This window comes from Alteromonas macleodii (assembly GCF_903772925.1).
Taxonomy (GTDB): Bacteria; Pseudomonadota; Gammaproteobacteria; order Enterobacterales; family Alteromonadaceae; genus Alteromonas; species Alteromonas macleodii_A.
Map to the genome: position 1 here is coordinate 2,988,803 of NZ_LR812090.1, position 17,490 is coordinate 3,006,292.

Annotated in this window: 14 protein-coding genes; 5 read left to right on the forward strand and 9 right to left on the reverse strand. The window is 41.5% G+C overall.

Annotation, left to right across the window (positions count from 1 at the left end):
• The first annotated feature begins 61 nt into the window (after nt 1–61).
• Nucleotides 62–1,300, forward strand: a complete 1,239-nt coding sequence (locus PCAR9_RS12915; RefSeq protein WP_232091290.1) for an IS4 family transposase — start codon at nt 62–64, stop codon at nt 1,298–1,300.
• 96 nt (nt 1,301–1,396) lie between these two features.
• Here PCAR9_RS12915 and PCAR9_RS12920 read toward each other — a convergent pair whose 3' ends face one another.
• Together PCAR9_RS12920 and PCAR9_RS12925 are read right to left on the reverse strand one after the other, a co-directional pair.
• Nucleotides 1,397–1,702: an excalibur calcium-binding domain-containing protein gene (locus PCAR9_RS12920; protein ID WP_197964241.1), complete on the reverse strand. Its 306-nt coding sequence runs from the start codon at nt 1,700–1,702 to the stop codon at nt 1,397–1,399.
• Between the two features lie 235 nt (nt 1,703–1,937).
• Nucleotides 1,938–2,183, reverse strand: coding sequence for a hypothetical protein (locus PCAR9_RS12925; protein WP_179983946.1), 246 nt, complete (start codon nt 2,181–2,183; stop codon nt 1,938–1,940).
• Between the two features lie 103 nt (nt 2,184–2,286).
• Here PCAR9_RS12925 and PCAR9_RS12930 point away from each other — a divergent pair, with 103 nt between their 5' ends.
• Both PCAR9_RS12930 and PCAR9_RS12935 read left to right on the forward strand, forming a co-directional pair.
• A complete protein-coding gene (locus tag PCAR9_RS12930; protein WP_179983947.1) occupies nt 2,287–3,228 on the forward strand; it encodes a LysR substrate-binding domain-containing protein in 942 nt (313 codons plus the stop codon).
• A gap of 368 nt (nt 3,229–3,596) precedes the next feature.
• Nucleotides 3,597–6,485: a right-handed parallel beta-helix repeat-containing protein gene (locus PCAR9_RS12935; RefSeq protein WP_179983948.1), complete on the forward strand. Its 2,889-nt coding sequence runs from the start codon at nt 3,597–3,599 to the stop codon at nt 6,483–6,485.
• Between the two features lie 209 nt (nt 6,486–6,694).
• On the opposite strand, the gene PCAR9_RS12940 is transcribed toward PCAR9_RS12935, so the two are convergent.
• A complete protein-coding gene (locus tag PCAR9_RS12940) occupies nt 6,695–7,540 on the reverse strand; it encodes a formate/nitrite transporter family protein (RefSeq protein WP_179983949.1) in 846 nt (281 codons plus the stop codon).
• A 324-nt stretch (nt 7,541–7,864) separates the two neighbouring features.
• Here PCAR9_RS12940 and lepB point away from each other — a divergent pair, with 324 nt between their 5' ends.
• Nucleotides 7,865–8,539, forward strand: coding sequence for a signal peptidase I (gene lepB / locus PCAR9_RS12945; RefSeq protein ID WP_179983950.1), 675 nt, complete (start codon nt 7,865–7,867; stop codon nt 8,537–8,539).
• Between the two features lie 447 nt (nt 8,540–8,986).
• Nucleotides 8,987–11,581 (forward strand): TonB-dependent receptor, encoded by a 2,595-nt coding sequence (locus tag PCAR9_RS12950; protein WP_179983951.1) that lies wholly within the window; start codon nt 8,987–8,989, stop codon nt 11,579–11,581.
• A gap of 83 nt (nt 11,582–11,664) precedes the next feature.
• On the opposite strand, the gene PCAR9_RS12955 is transcribed toward PCAR9_RS12950, so the two are convergent.
• From PCAR9_RS12955 to PCAR9_RS12980, 6 genes are all read right to left on the reverse strand, one after another.
• The gene (locus PCAR9_RS12955) at nt 11,665–11,859 is read right to left on the reverse strand and encodes a hypothetical protein (protein ID WP_179983952.1); all 195 of its coding nucleotides are present in this window, start codon (nt 11,857–11,859) and stop codon (nt 11,665–11,667) included.
• Nucleotides 11,860–12,124: 265 nt separating this feature from the next.
• A complete protein-coding gene (locus PCAR9_RS12960) occupies nt 12,125–12,520 on the reverse strand; it encodes an MAPEG family protein (protein WP_179983953.1) in 396 nt (131 codons plus the stop codon).
• Between the two features lie 149 nt (nt 12,521–12,669).
• Nucleotides 12,670–13,314 carry an adenylate kinase gene (gene adk, locus PCAR9_RS12965; protein WP_179983954.1) on the reverse strand — a complete coding sequence of 215 codons (645 nt, stop codon included), beginning with the start codon at nt 13,312–13,314 and terminating at the stop codon, nt 12,670–12,672.
• A gap of 348 nt (nt 13,315–13,662) precedes the next feature.
• Nucleotides 13,663–15,585, reverse strand: a complete 1,923-nt coding sequence (gene htpG, locus PCAR9_RS12970) for a molecular chaperone HtpG (RefSeq protein WP_179983955.1) — start codon at nt 15,583–15,585, stop codon at nt 13,663–13,665.
• Nucleotides 15,586–15,820: 235 nt separating this feature from the next.
• Nucleotides 15,821–16,420, reverse strand: coding sequence for a recombination mediator RecR (gene recR / locus PCAR9_RS12975; RefSeq protein ID WP_039222833.1), 600 nt, complete (start codon nt 16,418–16,420; stop codon nt 15,821–15,823).
• A gap of 5 nt (nt 16,421–16,425) precedes the next feature.
• Nucleotides 16,426–17,373, reverse strand: a complete 948-nt coding sequence (locus PCAR9_RS12980) for a hypothetical protein (protein WP_179983956.1) — start codon at nt 17,371–17,373, stop codon at nt 16,426–16,428.
• Nucleotides 17,374–17,490: the final 117 nt, after the last annotated feature.

The following is a 17,490-nucleotide window of genomic DNA, read 5'->3' on the forward strand; positions in this document are numbered from 1 at the left end:
CCCCACAAATAATGTAACGATATCAGTAAGATAAAAAAGACAGGAACATTCATGACGTTTGGTGATCAGATCAATCGCCAAACTTCACCGAGACCAAACAACCATGAATGCCCTATCTATTGTGAACAAAGTCGTTACGCTTGTCAGCTACAATATGCATAAAACACGTCTAAATGCGGTCACGGCGTGCGTCAAAAGTCTGCTTAATGGAAGCGCTGCAACCGTAACCAGCATAGGTCGAGGGATAAACACTAAAGCCTTTGAAAAACATAGAATTAAACGTGCAGACCGCTTGCTCTCAAATCCGCATTTACTAAGTGAAACACCGCTCATCTATGCATCTATATGCCAACTATTTTGCGGCAACACAACACGCCCTGTTATCTCAATCGACTGGTCAGATTTAGACGACCGCAAAGCGCATTTTCTTTTACGTGCAGCAATATCTCTGAAAGGAAGGCCCATCACACTTTACCAAGAAGTACATTGCAACAAGACCAAAGAGAAACCTGCTACACACAAGGCATTTTTAAAGGCGTTACACGCTATATTACCTTCAAATTGCCGACCCATTATCGTTACCGATGCAGGGTATAAATCGCCTTGGTTCAGAGAAGTTAGGGCCCTAGGATGGGACATTGTTGGGCGTATCCGCAAGCCACATCTTTATTCGCTTGATAGAGGAAATACGTGGCAATGTATTCGTCGTTTATACGCACAAGCAACCTGTCGACCGAAGCGTTTTGATAACAGCCAAATAGTAAGGAGCAACCCCTTTACCTGCACGCTAGTTCTTTTTAAACAGAAATCTAAAGGGCGTCATGCTTCAAATCCAGATGGTACACGTAAAGCCTCAAAACGCTCAAAAGTGCATGCACAAGGTGCAAAAGATCCATGGCTATTAGCGACATCACTGGCACCTCATCGAAGCTTATCGAAGCAAGTAGTAGCCATTTACAGGCAACGAATGCAAATTGAAGAAGGCTTTAGAGACATGAAAAGCACGAAGTTCGGGCTTGGCTATGAACAGAATAAAAGCGTGAAAAAGCAACGTCTAATAATACTGATATTGCTGACAACGTTAGCGTCACTCGTGGCTATATTACTGGGTATGGTGCTCGTCTCATCGAATAGGCATCGGCGCTTCCAAGCCAATACCGAAACCAGAAGCGTGCTGTCATTCCATTACCTTGGACTCAGGGCTGTCGCTTGTCGAATGCGATTTACTATGCGACAGTGGAAAGCTGCACTCAAATGGTACAGCTCCATAGTTGACGCAGCCTGGGCCGGAGACACATGAAACTAAATTCGTGGGGATCCCTCAGACTCTGACCCCCGATAATTTAATCGAATGATTATCGAGGGTCTTTTTATTTGTCAGTTAACCACTTAGCATTTAGTCAAACCTTCGAAATTGACTCTCACATGGAATGCCATCGTCATCACCATCCATTTTCGTATTAGGGCAATTTTTCAGAAAGTACTTTGCCTCTTCATACGACGACATTTGACTGCAATATTGTCGTCCGTCGCACATAAAAGAAACGCGCTCAGGTTGAGTGAGACGCTCTTGAGTAAGCACCTCTTGAGTAGAAAGTTGATTTCGGTCCGATAGATTATCTGAGTATGGATGGCTGCTGTTTTCGAGGTAAAGTTTCACGCCAAAGACAACGACTAAAATAAGTAACAGTTTATTCAACATAGTATTTTTCGTCCCTGAATGATTCGCTTGCCTACTTATTCGGTCTAGATAGCGTTAACATTTTCATGCACTAATGACTGCTATTATTAACTAGGCATTTACTAAAATTATGCGTAACACCTCTATTCTACTGTTTTGAAGACCAATAGCCAATGATGAAATAGCGACACATTCTATTAAGCAACATTCGCCATAAGCTTACTAAGCCCCTTTCTCATTTAGTAAACGACTTAGGTTACTTAAATGCGCTTAACATTGATAAATTGAGCTTATTCCCAATAATCGATAACAAGCTTTTCCTGTTCAGCTTAAATGTGTCGCCATGTTGCTCCAAACAAGCTATTTTTGATAAATTTTTTAAGTCGCCCTCGCTATTCCTGAAAACTCCAAAGCTTTCTTCACTAGCAACAACACTTTTGTTTTTATTGGCTTGCAACAAAGTTGAATCTATCTTTTTCGCAGTTTTAGGAAGCTTTCTCATATAAGTCTCACTGAATGTATTTGAGACTAGTTTCTGTTTTTGAGCTTTACATGACCAACGATAAAAGTTAACTTTAAATATTAGGTGAACTTATATTTCGACTATGGATAGAAGATTAAGATGGTTAAATAATTTGCTCTGCTTTGAAGTGGCTGCTAGACACGAGAGTTATAGTAAGGCTGCTAATGAGCTATGCATTACGCAAGCTGCAGTTAGTCAGCAGATGCGTCAATTAGAGCAGAGTTTACAGGTTAAACTTTTCAGACGAAGCGCAAGAAGGATGCTACTGACTTCTCAGGGACAGATACTCTTTGAAGCTTGTCAAAATGGCTTTAGTGAAGTTATAAACGGTTTAAACAAAGTTCAAGAAGAGCCATTAGAAGGAAGTTTGACAGTGAGTACTACACAGGCGTTTTGTGCTCTGTGGCTGTTACCAAATTTGTTTAAATTCTTTAATCAGTATCCAGATATAAATATTAATACTTTCGCCTCCAATAGAATAGAAAGCCTGCATGATGGCAAGATAGATATCGCAATTCGCTTTAGTACTTCGACTTCGTCAATTATTGAGGATGGCTTAGAGGTACAAAAGTTTGGTGAAAATGGAATTGTTCCAGTTTGTTCACCAGATTACAAACAAACGCTTGCGTTGAATACTCCATTTGATCTTCTTGATGCTAGATTACTTGCCCTAGCTTTTGGAGATAGAGCTAATTGGGAAAGCTATTTTGAGCATTGCAATATTGATATTACCAACAAAAACCTAAAAAAAACGGAAATTTCTTCCAGTGACTTAGCATTAAGTGCAGCATTAACTGGTCAAGGTGTAATGCTGGCATCAGACGTAATGATTGGCCAGTATGTTAAATCAGGTCAGCTTGTTGTTCCGTTTAATATACCTCACCCTGTTCGTTGGAAATCTCATTTTGTATACCTTAAGAATTCACCACGTAAAAGGCGCATCGCTCTTTTTTGTAGTTGGTTAGCACAGCAGATGGAAAATGATGAAGCGCTTATGAACTTAGACCAACCTTCTTTAGGCTAAAATTTGTCTAAACGTTATTGACAGAACTCTTCGCGTCAAGCGTACCTACTCCCAGTTATCGGCAAATAAAATCTGTTAAACGAAAAAGCAACCAAAAAACTTGTGCAAACAGTTTTATCTCCAACGAAAGCCCATCACAAAAATATATTTAGCAATTAATTTTTACTGCTAAAAACATAATTATTTGATTTTACTTGAACTGTTAAACCACTCGTATCACTACTTATACGGGGACTTGAGGTTTGATACCGTTTGGACAAATGCGCTTACTACACTGTGCCAAGAGACATAAACAATTAGTTTTTTTAACTAACTATAGTTCGTCTTGTACCCAGAAATTTTAAGTCAGTAGTATCGAGTAGTCTAATATGAATGGTTACAAAATTAAGTTTTTTCATTTCAGTAAAATATGGTTAATAGCTTTTTTTATGGGCGTAATTAGCTTACCAAGCTTCGCCCAAAGTCAATGTGAAGAGAAGAGTGTTCGCCTCCTCAATGATTGGGGGGATAGGAATCAATTTACCTTTACTCCTACTTCACACAATGTTCAGGGAGCGGTAGTAGAATCAGGCTGCGTTGTTTTAAACGAATTAGAAGAAGAGTTGACAGCAACAACTCAGCGCGGCTCTCTAATATCGCTAAACGGCAGCGACTTTTCGAATGGCCCAATCCGTGTTAGAAACAGGGATAAAATTGAGTTAATGTTCTTAACGCCTAATAAAATAGGCGAATCAGTTACTGATCGGCTTATTTTGACTAAGGCTGAAACTAATAGCCATTGGTATTATCCTTGGACTATCTCAACAGTGGAATCAGAAACACTACCAGAATCTTGCTTTGAAGCGAATTTTACGTTCGATGAGAAGCGTCAGCGTCTACGCGTATTTGAATTGCCTCCTAGTAAATATCAAAAGCCCAGTTCACAAATCATATCACGCTGTATAAAAGTAACTAATCTCCCTCAACCAGTTTTGGCGAGTATGCAGCGCGATGGGGAGTTTTCAATAAATAACGAACCTTACTCTACCTCTACTAGAATAATTAGTAACGGCGATATAATTACGCTTCGAAAAAATGCATCAAATGTCAAAGGTGATGTATTGTTGGACCGTTTGACTCTTCAGCAAGAGCTAGACAGTGGGGAAATATCAACCACTTATTATCAATGGTTTGTTGCTAACGAATCAAACAATTCCTTCGACCACATTTCAGACTGTTATGCCCTTTACAAACATAGTGCTAACTCCACAATTCTTCCTCACACCGTGGTATCTGATGAATCACCTCGCGCTATTTCACAATGTGTGGTCAATGCTGAACCACAATCCACACTAACTTTAAAGTCCTTACAAAAGCACTCACAAGTCTTTGTAAATAACAATCTCACTACAGATGAGTTGATCGAACTCAATTATGGTGATCGTTTACACTTTGAATATAGCTTTTCTGTACCTAGCTTTAGTTACTCTTGGTTTAATTATCAAACAATATGGGAAGATGGAAGCGTTAGTGCGAGTAATATTAAATGGATAATTGAGAACAACATAACAACTTATAATGACTCATTACCTGTAAATTCATCAGTCCCTTCTTACCAGGTTGACGTTTCCATGTTTGAAAACTGTCGCTCTTCTTCATTCCATTTAAGAGTCAATGATTCGAGGTTTTTTGCTGCTGCAGCTTTACCCTCGAACCTTTATCAGCCATTGAATACCGAGATATATTCTAATTGCATTCAGTTTGAGGGTTTAGAGGCACCTATGAAATTGAAAAGTCATAACAACAGCTTTTTTTCCATAAATTCACAGCCGTTTAGTAATGAGGAGACACTGGTCACTAACGGAGATAAGTTAGTATTTGCAACAACAACACCTAACGATTTTAACAGCTCTAAAACGATCAGAGCTCAAGTTATTCCTGGTGAGGGTGCTATTGACGACCGTGTGTTTTTTTTAAACTGGAGCATCCAGACAACGAACACGGAAAGAGCACCAAAAACTTGGAAGATAGGACCCAATCAAAACTATAGAGAAATGGATGATATTGCTCACCAACTGATAGCAGGTGACGTTGTTGAGGTGCAAGGAGATGCAGACTATAAACCATTTATATTATTCAATACCAGCGGCACTCCCAGTTTGCCTATAAAAATTGTTGGTACAACAGTAAATAATAAAAGACCTAAATTCATAGGAAACCACAAAGATTGGAAGTGGACAATTGCTGTTAGAAATTCTCATTCGATTGAATTAGAAAATCTAGAAGTAACTGGTGGAGACAACATCTGTATTAGACATGAATCAGACAACTTAAAGATCATTAACTCTTATATTCACAACTGTCCACATATAGGAATAATGGGAACTGATTCTAATTCAGGCAGCATTTCTATATTGGATACGGAAGTTACTAACTCTGGAGGACTGCCTGACCCTTCTCAAAAATGGGGGCACCCCATCTATGTCGCCACAGATCAATTTAGATTCCCGGGTAGTGTTCTTCGCGTTGAAAACTCATTTTTACACAATAACCGAGGCAACAGTATAAAATCTAGAGCTGAAAATACTAAGCTTTACTACAATTGGATTGAAGTTAGCGACATTGAGCAGTCCAGATACGCTATCGAACTTATAGGTCCCGAAATGAGAAGTGTAGGTGTTATGGACCAAGATGTTGTTGGGAACTCTATTGTTATGAATAAAGATTTTGCTGTCGCTAGGTTCGGAAACGATGGTTCCGGAGGCTCTAACGGAAGAGTTCGCTTTGCAAATAACTTATTTGTTATAAATGCTGACTCATACAATACGTACCTCTTTAACTTAACTTACGCAATGACTTCGTTCACCCTGCAAAACAACTTAATTCACTCATTAGATAATAACGTAGATATCCGTTATCTACTAAGAGATGATGTAAATCCTGGAAATTGGGAACAAGATTACGTGGGTATATTCATAGAAAACAATACGTTCTCGAATATTATGAGATTAAAGTCCTCTAACTTACCAGATACAGCGGGCAGTACTAGCGAGCACATTTTAGGTACTGAAAGATGGAGTAATAATGATTATGCCCAAGATGTAATATCTACATCAGTTCACAACGGTTTAGTAGAACAAATTTGGGGTTATCAAGAGAACACAATGCCCTATCAATTAAACGTTCCTGACTACTTAATATTAGATGAGTACTTGGTAGGTGCACCTGTGGATAAGATGCGCCTAAGCAGACCTATACCTGGAGAAAGTATCCACTAACCTTACTTTTCAACACGATGTATTTAAATTTAGTCGAAACTACTTCAATTTAGTATTTTGATATGTCAAAAAACTGAAGATGTACTTTTAAATGCCCATATCAATTATCGTTATGGGCATTTTTCACAAGCACCTGCTTCTCATTAGAAAATAAAGTAATTCTTGTACCTCAATGGTAGAACCTGAGAGGTGGAATCTTCTAATCACGCTTACTCTTCTATTTCCCTTACTACCTGTCCATAAGCTAGTAGCGCGAACAGCCCCGTTCCGCCCACAATATTTCCTAATAGTGTTGCGCCAATTAGTGAGATTGTTTCAAGAACGCTTATTTTATTTTGTAGTGCTAACAAGAACAGTTCTGTTGAACCGGCTATCACGTGCGTGAAATTTCCTATAGCTATTAAATAGGTAAAAATAACTATCATCCATATTTGCGAATGTTTAACCGAAGGCTTCATCCACACGATAGCGGCAATAATAAATCCAGACGTTATGCCATATGAGAAGGCGTCTGACGGTGATAACTTGGCATAGTGTTCAGATATAGCAGTCATTCCTTCCACCAGCTCTGATGGAACCGCTTGCAGAGTATAGCTGAAAAAGGCGGCTAAGAAGGTGCCAACCATGTTTGCGGCGAAAACGATAGTCCACAGTCGTGCAATGCACACTCCCATATTAAGAGATGGCTTACTTAGCAACGGCAAAATAACTGACAGCGTATTTTCGGTAAATAGCTGTAATCTACCAACAATAACCAGTACAAAGCCCACTGTATAACCTAAGTTCTCTATCACAAACTGATAACGAGAACCGGCAAAGAGGTGATGCAGGATCCCCTCAGCTAGAATAGACAGCGAAATGCCAATACCCGCCGCAACCCCAGACCACCAAAGCGACATCATAGGCCGCTGAAGCTCTTCCAGCCCTTCTCGATGCACAATTGCGTATAAAGAGACAGAGTTTAAACTTTGATTGTTTTGTACATCCTTTTCTTCGGTGTGACTAAGTGCCACATCCTGTTCTCGACGTCCAGATTCCTTCTCTTTCTCAGTCACTCATGCCTCCGTAACGCTTTTTTAAACTTCTAAACTTCGTTCAAACATTTTCAACAGCGTAATAGCAGGTGAGTAATGCAGGACGATATTAATTACACTAATACGTGTTCTTATACAGGTACGTCGGTTTCGCACCTTTTCGGTCATATTAATTACACTCTTTAGAAGTTCGTACTTAAAAAAACTAAGATAGAAGTACTAGAGGTGAGGCGATTCTGTATAGGCAAAGACACAATTACTTACATTTTTCAAACCGGTAAGTTGAACGAATGGGTTAAATTGACCTCTATATTCAATGAAAGAGGAGACTTCAAAAGTCTTTGCATGATTTTGCCAGATGCGAATAGCGAGAACTCGATTTTGAAAAATATTAAACAAAGCGTAAAAAACAACCTGTCTTTTATCTTATTCATCGTCTTGCTTTTCTCATTTAGAAGTAGCGTAGCTGACTGGTATCATGTTCCCAGCGGCTCTATGGAGCCAACTATTATGGTCGGGGACCGAGTGGTGGTAGATAAATCAGCATACACGCTAGAGCTTCCCTTTACCGATGTTGTAGTTGCTCGAACTGGTGATATAAAACGCGGCGATATCGTGATTATCGACAGCAGCGCTGCTGATACAAGGCTTATTAAGAGAGTCATTGCCGTTGCGGGCGATAAGGTCGCGTTAAAAAATAATGTGCTCTTTATTAACGGTGAGAAAGCGGCATTAACCTCCACAAATGAGCAGGTTTATTCTGAAGACATTCTAGGTCACAACCGCACTATTGCGCTTAATCCAATACCAAGCCCTGCAAAGAGTTTTAATATGGTCACAGTGCCCAAAGCTCATGTCCTTGCTATGGGGGACAACAGAAACAATAGTGTCGATTCCCGCTACTATGGATTCATTCCAGTTGAAGAGATTCAAGGCAAGGCAACATCCGTTGCATTTTCTTTAGACACGCATAATATGTATTTACCAAGAAAAGACAGAGTTTTTGTGGCACTTCAATAGAGCTATTTAAGTTCAGTCTTCATTGCGTTTTGAAAGCGACCTTTACTCACGTTCAAATTTTCATCATAAAAAGACTGGTCAGATCTGCGAAAATGAGAGGTCGCCAGTATCTCACGAAAAAAATATGAGCGCTCCCCCCCACCTAGCATATTAAAAACCATACGCTTGTATGTACAAATTATTTCTTAATTAAACCAAGCCAGTAGCACTCAGCTATCAGGCTTCAGCTCTCTGCCCGTTCGAGTTTTCAGCCCTTTAAGATCACTTCGTCTAGACAAGCACTACACTAAAAAGTAAGTCTTTATTTACACACCTTGTAACCAAGTGTCACATTTTTCGCGTTTTTCCCTATTGCAACTTTAGTATAAGGAATGCTATTCATAATTTCGCAGCATGACTATGTTGCAGAAACACACAACAAGTAAGATGGACAATAAGGAAATAATAATGAAACAAGGTCGTAAAGTAAGTGCAATTGCAGTGGGATTAGCACTTTCAGGATTAACTTCTCTATCTCCTGCGCATGCACAGCAAGCTGACGAAGAATCAGCGAACCTCGAGCGCATAGCGGTCACCGGTTCTCGTATTAAGCGTACAGATATGGAAGGCCCCTCTCCTATTCAATCAATTGATGCAACCATGATTGAAGGTATGGGCTATGAAAACCTTCAACAGTTACTTGAGCGTATGCCTGCTACCGGCGCAGGTACCTTTTCAACCCGCAATAACAGTCAAGACTCGACTGCGAATGGTGCGGCTGCAGTATCGCTTCGCGGCATGGGCCCAGACGCGACGCTGGTACTAATTAACGGTCGCCGTGTCGCAATTAGCGCATTTGCAGAAAGCATCACGAATTCATTTGTTGATATTAACTCTATTCCTGTATCTGCCATTGAGCGCATTGATATCTTAAAAGACGGTGCATCGGCGATTTATGGTTCAGACGCGGTAGCAGGTGTGGTTAACGTTGTTCTTAAGAAAGACTATGAAGGTCTTGAGATTAACGCCGGTTACGGTGGTACTACTGGACCAAACTATGATGAAACCACAGCAAGCATTTTGTGGGGCTCTCAAAGCGAAAAAAGCAGTGCTACTGTTATTATCGATTACTTTAACAACAGCACGCTAGGTGCTGATGAAATGGGACGTTTCGGTACCGCGAACCAATCACCTTATGGCGGCATGGATTTTCGTTCATCGCGCGGCTACCCTGGCTACTTTTATGTAGATGGCGTTAAAACAATCGACCCAGACTGCCCAGAAGATAGCGCTACGGCATCTGGCAGCTGCTTGTTCGATTACGGTCCGTTTGGCTTAGTGATCCCTTCTTCTGAGCGCGTAGGCTTTATCGGCCAGTTTGATTACAAAATTGGCGATGAAACCACAGCGTTTATGGAAGTGGCTATGCAGCACAATACCTCTGAAGCAGGCGGCGCAGCAACCCCGCTCGATGAAGACGCGGGCTTAACCGTTCCAGGTACTCACCCGGACAACCCTTTCGGACAAGACATTGAAATTGGTCGCTATCGCCCTGTCGACGCTGGTGCTCGCCGCTGGGACATTGAGTCTGATACCTTACGTCTTGTCGCAGGCCTTCGCGGTACATTCAACGACTATGATTGGGAAGCGTCAGTACAAAAAGGCCGTAGCCGTTCAGAGCAAAGCGGTGACCAATCACAAGGTTGGGTTCGCGTTGACTGGTTACAAGAGCAAATCGACCTTGGCAACTACAACCCATTTGGTGGCGTTACTAACCCACAAAGTGTAATTGATGAAATTACCACTAGACTTGTGCGTCGTGGTGAATCTCGCATGACCAGCGTTGATGCACATATTACGGGCGAAGCTTTTGATTTTGGTGACGACGTTGTCATGATGGCTGCGGGCGTGGAGTATCGTGAAGAACAAGTGTCTGACGTACCCGACGTACAGTTCCAACGCGGTTTGATCTTTGGTACTGAGTCTGTGTCAGCTTCAGCAGAACGCGACCAGTATGCGGCGTATTTAGAGCTTTCAATTCCTTTGGCTGAAGAGCTAGAACTTCAATTAGCTGGCCGCTACGACCACTACAGTGACTTTGGTAGCACAACCAACCCTAAAATTGCGTTACGTTGGGCGCCAAGCGACGAAGTAACAGTACGCGGCTCTTGGGCGCAAGGATTTAGAGCACCGTCTCTCGCTCAAGTTGGTCTTGGCCCGTCTCAGAAGAGCGTATTTTTTGTCGACCAATACCGCTGTGAAGCAACTGGCCAAGATTGTGAGTCTCTGGACTACAACATCGAATTTGCGGGTAACCCTAATCTAGACGCCGAAGAGTCAGAGTCGTGGAACGTAGGTGTAATTTACGCGCCTATTCAAGAGCTAGGATTAAGCATTGATGTATGGAGCATTACTCAAGACAACAAAATTGACGAACAGCAGTTTGGTTTGGTTTACAACGCTGAGTGTAATAACCAAGACAGCACAGTCTGTGTTCGTTTAGACCCTCAGGAGGGTGAGTCTCTAGGTGTTATTCAGAAAATTTTCAACACCTACCAAAATGTGTCTTCACAAGAAGCCTCGGGTGTAGATTTCAGTGCCAATTACAGCATGGAACTTGAAGAATATGGTAACGTGCGCTTCAACCTGGACTGGTCATATATGGACGAGTTTGAAAAAGACGGTCTAGAATACACAGGCGAATACGGTTACCCAGAGCATCGTTGGTTGTTCGGTACAACGTGGTCTAAAGGTTCGTTTGACGCTAACTTAAACATTAGCTTTATTGGTGAATTTGAAGACACGCCTGACATTGACTTCGACGGAGTATTAGACTTCGAAGAAAATACGTCAAGAACGGTTGATTCGCAAATGTTGGTAGACTTGCAGTTTGGTTACAACTATAGCGATAACCTTCGCTTAGTCATCGGTTCTAACAACTTGCTTGATGAAGAGCCTCCATTTGCTATTGGCGATGGTGATAGCGACCTTTACGGTTACGTAGGTAGCGTGCACAACCCTCGTGGCCGCTTTGTTTACTCTAAACTAACTTACCGCTTCTAAAAGCTTGTAAAACGACAAAGCGCTCAATGGTATTACTTCACATTACCGTACCTTGAGCGCTTTTTAACTTCGATTAGCTTGCTCTAAAAGAACAAGTATTCAATTAGAACCGTCGTAAGCCATGCGAAAAGTACCGGCAGAATGATCATGATATAAACCATAATCTCTGACCCCACAATTTCGGCGCGCCAAGCATCCATCATCTTCACTTTAAACCTGCGCTTCAACAAGTAAGTGTAGAAGATCATAAATACCAGAGTCATCAAGATTTTAAGCATTTAAATAACAACCAAGATTATTTAACGGTTAAAAAGCTGAGGTAATAGCTTTGCTTGTGTATTTTCGAATGTGCCAGCAAAGTAAATAACTACGTGAGAATACTCAGCTGGTTTTCGTACTATACCTTCGCAACACGCAAAGCGAACCTGTCTTAAATACCTGAATTAATATAACCTTCTTAGAAATGAGATAAAAAAATGCCAGCTAATGAAGTGACCCAATTAAGCTGGCATTCTTTACTTGTATTCAGTATTTGTGCTGTGACTACAAGCCGAAATGAATAAGCACCAAATTACCTATTGCGGCGCACAACATAGCTAAAAATGTCAATATCATTCCCGCAAAGCGTTGCCAACTGACGCCAGAGTGACGCCCTAATCCGTAAGCGTGAAAGACGCGACCGAATAACAATGCACTTCCCAGAGCGTGAACAGCCCATACTTGCCCAGTATTGGCTTCAAAACACGCGATCATAATAAGCGTAATGGGTACGTATTCACTGAAATTACCATGGGCTCTCGCTAGTCGACTAAGATCTTCATGACCTCCATCGCCGATACTCACTTGGTGACGACGCCTAGCACCAATAACTAAAAACGACAAATACAGGTAACAAATACCCAATAGGCTGGCGTAAAACGCCGTGATTGGTAAAACCATGGTCAACTCCACATGTTATAGTTATAGCGCGTAATTTTAATCAGTGATTAAATGGTACGTTTATTAGACGCTATTAAACGTTATCCATTAACAAGTTACAAGCAACAAAAAAGGCCGCATATGCGACCTTTTATAAACCTTTTTAGCGGTTAGCCTAAACGTTCCGCTAATTCAGCACTTACTTCTTCAACTGGACGTGTTCCGTCTAGCTTGTGGTATTCACAGTTTCCAGCTTCAGCTTCAGCACTGTAATAGTTTACAAGTGGTTTAGTTTGCTCGTGGTAGATAGCAAGACGTTTACGCACCGTTTCTTCTTTATCATCGTCACGAACGATTAGGTCATCACCGGTTTCATCATCTTTACCTTCCACTTTTGGTGGGTTGTAAACAACGTGGTAAACACGACCCGATGCTGGGTGCACGCGACGGCCGCCCATGCGCTCAACAATAACGTCATCTGGAACATCAAACTCAATGCAATGGTCAACAGAAACACCTGCTTCTTTCATTGCATCGGCTTGTGGAATGGTACGAGGAAAGCCATCTAACAAGAAGCCGTCTTTGCAATCATCTTGTGCAATACGCTCTTTAACTAGGCCAATGATGATCTCATCTGACACAAGTTTACCTTCGTCCATTACACGCTTTGCTTCAAGACCTAGCTCTGTACCTGCTTTAATAGCTGCACGAAGCATATCGCCTGTTGAAATTTGTGGAATGCCATATTTGCCCATCAAGAACTGAGCTTGTGTGCCCTTACCCGCGCCAGGAGCGCCGAGAAGAATGATTCGCATGAGTGCGTTCTCCGCTTATGATTTTTGAACTTTTTACTTCGGGCACTTTACACATTCAACACTGTAGTGACAAGTGTAAGAAGTACCGTAAAGTTAATCTTAAGACTAATGGCGAATATATGTTCAGCTTATAGGCGTTTTTATAAATTTAAGTCTAAACCTGTAAGCCAATCGCCCGGTAATTCATCTTCTTTAAAGCATGAATTTCTAAAGTTTTAAGTGATTAACTAAAAATTTTAACTGGCAAAATATAGCACAATAAAGTTGCCAAATTTATTTTTGTTGGTAGCAGACATAAAAAAACGGGCATGATGCCCGTTTTTAAATGTAAACCTTGTGTCTACGTAATTATTTAGCCAACTTCATTAGCAATGTGTTCAAGTTCTGAACAAACGTAGACGGGTCTTTCAAACTACCTTGCTCTGACAATGCAGCTTGGTCGAACAATACACCAACCCACTGATTGAATAGCTCTTCATCCTGCGTGTCAGCAAGCAATTTAACTAAGCTATGTTCTGGGTTGAGTTCAAAGTGATACTTCACATCTGGCACGGTCTGGCCAGCCGCCTGCATCAACTTCATCATCTGTGTAGTCATACCATTGTCGTCGGCAACAATAACGGCAGGAGAGTCAGTAAGACGGTGCGTAAACTTAACGTCTACAACCTTATCACCTAGTGCTGTTTTCGCTCGTTCTAGTACGCCTTCTACTTCTTTCTCTGCTTCTTCTTGAGCTTTCTTAGACTCTTCGTCTTCTAAGTCGCCTAAATCTAAGTTTCCTTTAGCGATAGAAACAAATTGTTTCTCGTTAAACTCAGTTAGGTGGGACATTAGCCATTCGTCAATGCGCTCGCCCATTAGCAATACTTCGATTCCCTTCTTACGGAAGATCTCAAGGTGTGGGCTAGACTTAGCAGCTTGCAGGCTGTCTGCGGTCACGTAGTAAATTTTATCCTGACCTTCCTTCATTCGCTCAATATAATCAGCTAATGAAACCGTTTGAGCGTCAGATTCACCGTGTGTCGAAGCAAAGCGCAACAGACCAGCAATTTTCTCACGGTTGCTGAAGTCTTCCGCTGGGCCTTCTTTCAGTACATTACCAAACTCGTTCCAGAACGACTGGTACTTATCGCTGTCGTTCTTAGCCATCTTTTCAAGCATTTGTAGAACGCGCTTAGTACAACCTTGACGAAGTGCCTGGGTAATCTTGTTGTCTTGAAGAATTTCACGAGACACATTTAGCGGAAGGTCGTTGCTATCTAGTAAACCTTTAACAAAACGCAGATAGGTCGGCATAAACTGCTCTGCGTCATCCATGATGAAGACGCGTTGAACGTAAAGCTTAAGACCATGGTTTTGGTCGCGATTCCACATGTCGAAAGGCGCTTTAGAAGGGATATAAAGTAAGCTGGTATATTCAGTTTTACCTTCTACCTTGTTGTGCGCCCATGCTAGCGGATCTGCAAAGTCGTGAGAGATGTGCTTATAGAACTCGTTGTACTCTTCATCAGTAATATCAGACTTTTCACGAGTCCACAGCGCGGTGGCTTTGTTAACTACTTCCCACTCACCAGGCTGAGCTTCGATTTTCTCGCCATCTGGACCTTCACTTTCAGGCACTTCATCTTTCCACATTTGTACAGGAATGCTGATGTGGTCTGAGTATTTGCTTACGATTGAGCGCAGACGCCATGTATCGGCAAATTCTTTTTCATCTTCTCGAAGGTGAAGCGTAATCTCTGTGCCGCGAGTAGGCTTATTGATTTCAGCGATAGTGAACTCACCTTCACCATCTGAAACCCATTCAACACCAGTAGATGCATCAGCACCAGCCGCACGAGTGCGAACAGTAACTTTGTCTGCAACGATAAATGCTGAGTAGAAACCTACACCGAACTGACCAATAAGCTGCGAGTCTTTTGCGCTATCGCCTGAAAGCTTGCTAAAGAAATCTTTAGTACCAGATTTAGCAATGGTACCTAAATTAGCGATGACTTCATCACGAGTCATACCAATACCATTATCAGAAATCGTAACTGTGTTCGCTTCTTTATCAACGCTAAGTTTTACGTTTAATTCACCATCGTTTTCGTACAGGCTATCATTTTCTAAGGCGCGAAAACGCAGTTTATCTGCAGCATCTGCCGCGTTTGACACTAGCTCGCGTAGAAAAATTTCTTTGTTTGAATACAAAGAGTGAATCATCAGTTGAAGAAGCTGTTTTACTTCTGTTTGAAAACCGTGGGTTTCTTTATGGGCTGCTTCAGCCATAATCCAATATCTCCTCGTTGAATGGATCACGTTTGATGTTAAACAGGTAAGGTCACTCAACGCACTTTTCAACGTTTAGAACGAAAATTTATTTTCTATTCGTAAACTTTTTCGAGAAAGGACAAATACCGCTTATTTAATAAGCGAATAGGCAGGTATTAGCTTGGAAATGGGCAAACGATTTTATGAAAAGAGAGCGATTTATTTTGAATTCTTAAAACGCTCTGTATCTTAATTACAGCTTGCGGCGACCTGAAAAAGCGTGGGTAAGTGTATTGCCGTCAATGTATTCAAGTTCTCCCCCAACAGGCACACCATGAGCAATGCGAGAGGCGTCGACGTTGTGACTTGTACATAGCTGAGCAATGTAGTGCGCCGTTGCTTCACCTTCGACGGTGGGGTTTGTGGCTAAGATAACTTCATTTATCCCACCAGCGGCTAAACGTGCCTCAAGCTCGGTTAAACCAATTTCTTCAGGCCCAACACCATCTATAGGAGACAAATGCCCCATTAGTACAAAATACTGGCCTTTGTAGCTTAACGTCTGTTCTATCGCTAATACGTCTTGAGGGCTTTCCACAATACACAACAACCCGCTAGCTTCTCTTTCTGGGTGGCGGCAAATATCGCATAATTCATCTTCGGTGAACGTTCTGCAACGCTTACAATGATGAATATGCTCCATAGCGTTGTGTAGCACATTGCTTAAATCAATCGCCCCCGTACGATTTCGCTCTAAAAGATGAAATGCCATTCGTTGGGCGCTCTTATTGCCTACGCCGGGAAGACAGGTTAATGCCTGTATTAGTTCTGAGAGTAGCGGGCTGAACTTCATAATGTTTACTGCTTAGATATTTGTTCGGTTTGTTTCGGGCTTTCGCGGTATTTAATCACGTTACGCTTCACTTGGTCGAGTTTAACTTCGTATACATTGCCGCCGAATAGGCCTTTGTATTCTTCGTCAGTAAACACGAGTGTGTTGTCATCATAGAAAGTTACCGCCTCTTTTTGTGTTACCACACCGAGATCGATGCGAGATACATCGCCACTAAAAAAGTTATCGCCTTCAAAATTCTCAAATAGCCACAAGCTGGTTGAATCTAATAATACCAGCTTTGTTCTATCAGGACTTATCGCCGCAGACGTTATCCAACATAGCTTTTCAAGCGTGGTACAGGTTTTAAATTCTCCAATTAACTGTGCATCGAAGTTCGCTGCATGATCGCCCACTTTGTATAATTTTGTAATACCATCAAATGGCTTCGTTCTATTCTTCGTGAACAAGTAAAGGTTGCGTTTGTATTCCACAAAAGCTTCTAAATCATAGTTTTTATCTTCAGGTTTTACTTTACCCTCTCCCATTTCAGGGTAAGTAAACTTGATAATCTCCGCTTCCGTGGACTCCCCCTGAATATCGATAGGGTTTTCAATTCTATAAATGGTTAACCAGCGGCGGTTATTGTCATTATTGCCAAAGTCTCCTAGGAAGAAATGACCAAAACTGTTTTGTGTCATGTCTTCCCAATCAACATTTTTAGCATTTGAAACCGTCACCTCTCTCTCTATACTGCCGTCTTTATTCAGCATATATAGAATCGGACCATCACCACTATCGTTGATAGCCCACAACCTTTTGTATTTGTCGAACTCTATTCCAGAAATTTCTTTGAGTTTTGGGTCTACCGTTACCGTTTTCATTTGAAACAGTTCGTGAATACTCATAAAAAACAGCACGGCTGCGATAGGAAGCAAAAGAACCGTGGTGATAACTAAGCCTTTCCTTAGCACTACAAACCTCTATTTAGGGTGATTGGTTTTCCGTTTCCCCTGCACATTTTTTTGGAAGAAACCTGTCTGAACGCTGCAGGGAATAAGAAGCAATAATATAACGAATCAGGTCAAATT

What these genes read in the sequence shown, in the direction of transcription:
- htpG (WP_179983955.1), bottom strand. Translation starts at nt 15,585, where the DNA reads ATGGCTGAAGCAGCCCATAAAGAAACCCACGGTTTTCAAACAGAAGTA.
- PCAR9_RS12935 (WP_179983948.1), top strand. Translation starts at nt 3,597, where the DNA reads ATGAATGGTTACAAAATTAAGTTTTTTCATTTCAGTAAAATATGGTTA.
- adk (WP_179983954.1), bottom strand. Translation starts at nt 13,314, where the DNA reads ATGCGAATCATTCTTCTCGGCGCTCCTGGCGCGGGTAAGGGCACACAA.
- PCAR9_RS12930 (WP_179983947.1), top strand. Translation starts at nt 2,287, where the DNA reads ATGGATAGAAGATTAAGATGGTTAAATAATTTGCTCTGCTTTGAAGTG.
- PCAR9_RS12950 (WP_179983951.1), top strand. Translation starts at nt 8,987, where the DNA reads ATGAAACAAGGTCGTAAAGTAAGTGCAATTGCAGTGGGATTAGCACTT.
- PCAR9_RS12960 (WP_179983953.1), bottom strand. Translation starts at nt 12,520, where the DNA reads ATGGTTTTACCAATCACGGCGTTTTACGCCAGCCTATTGGGTATTTGT.
- lepB (WP_179983950.1), top strand. Translation starts at nt 7,865, where the DNA reads ATGATTTTGCCAGATGCGAATAGCGAGAACTCGATTTTGAAAAATATT.
- PCAR9_RS12925 (WP_179983946.1), bottom strand. Translation starts at nt 2,183, where the DNA reads ATGAGAAAGCTTCCTAAAACTGCGAAAAAGATAGATTCAACTTTGTTG.
- PCAR9_RS12955 (WP_179983952.1), bottom strand. Translation starts at nt 11,859, where the DNA reads ATGCTTAAAATCTTGATGACTCTGGTATTTATGATCTTCTACACTTAC.
- recR (WP_039222833.1), bottom strand. Translation starts at nt 16,420, where the DNA reads ATGAAGTTCAGCCCGCTACTCTCAGAACTAATACAGGCATTAACCTGT.
- PCAR9_RS12920 (WP_197964241.1), bottom strand. Translation starts at nt 1,702, where the DNA reads ATGTTGAATAAACTGTTACTTATTTTAGTCGTTGTCTTTGGCGTGAAA.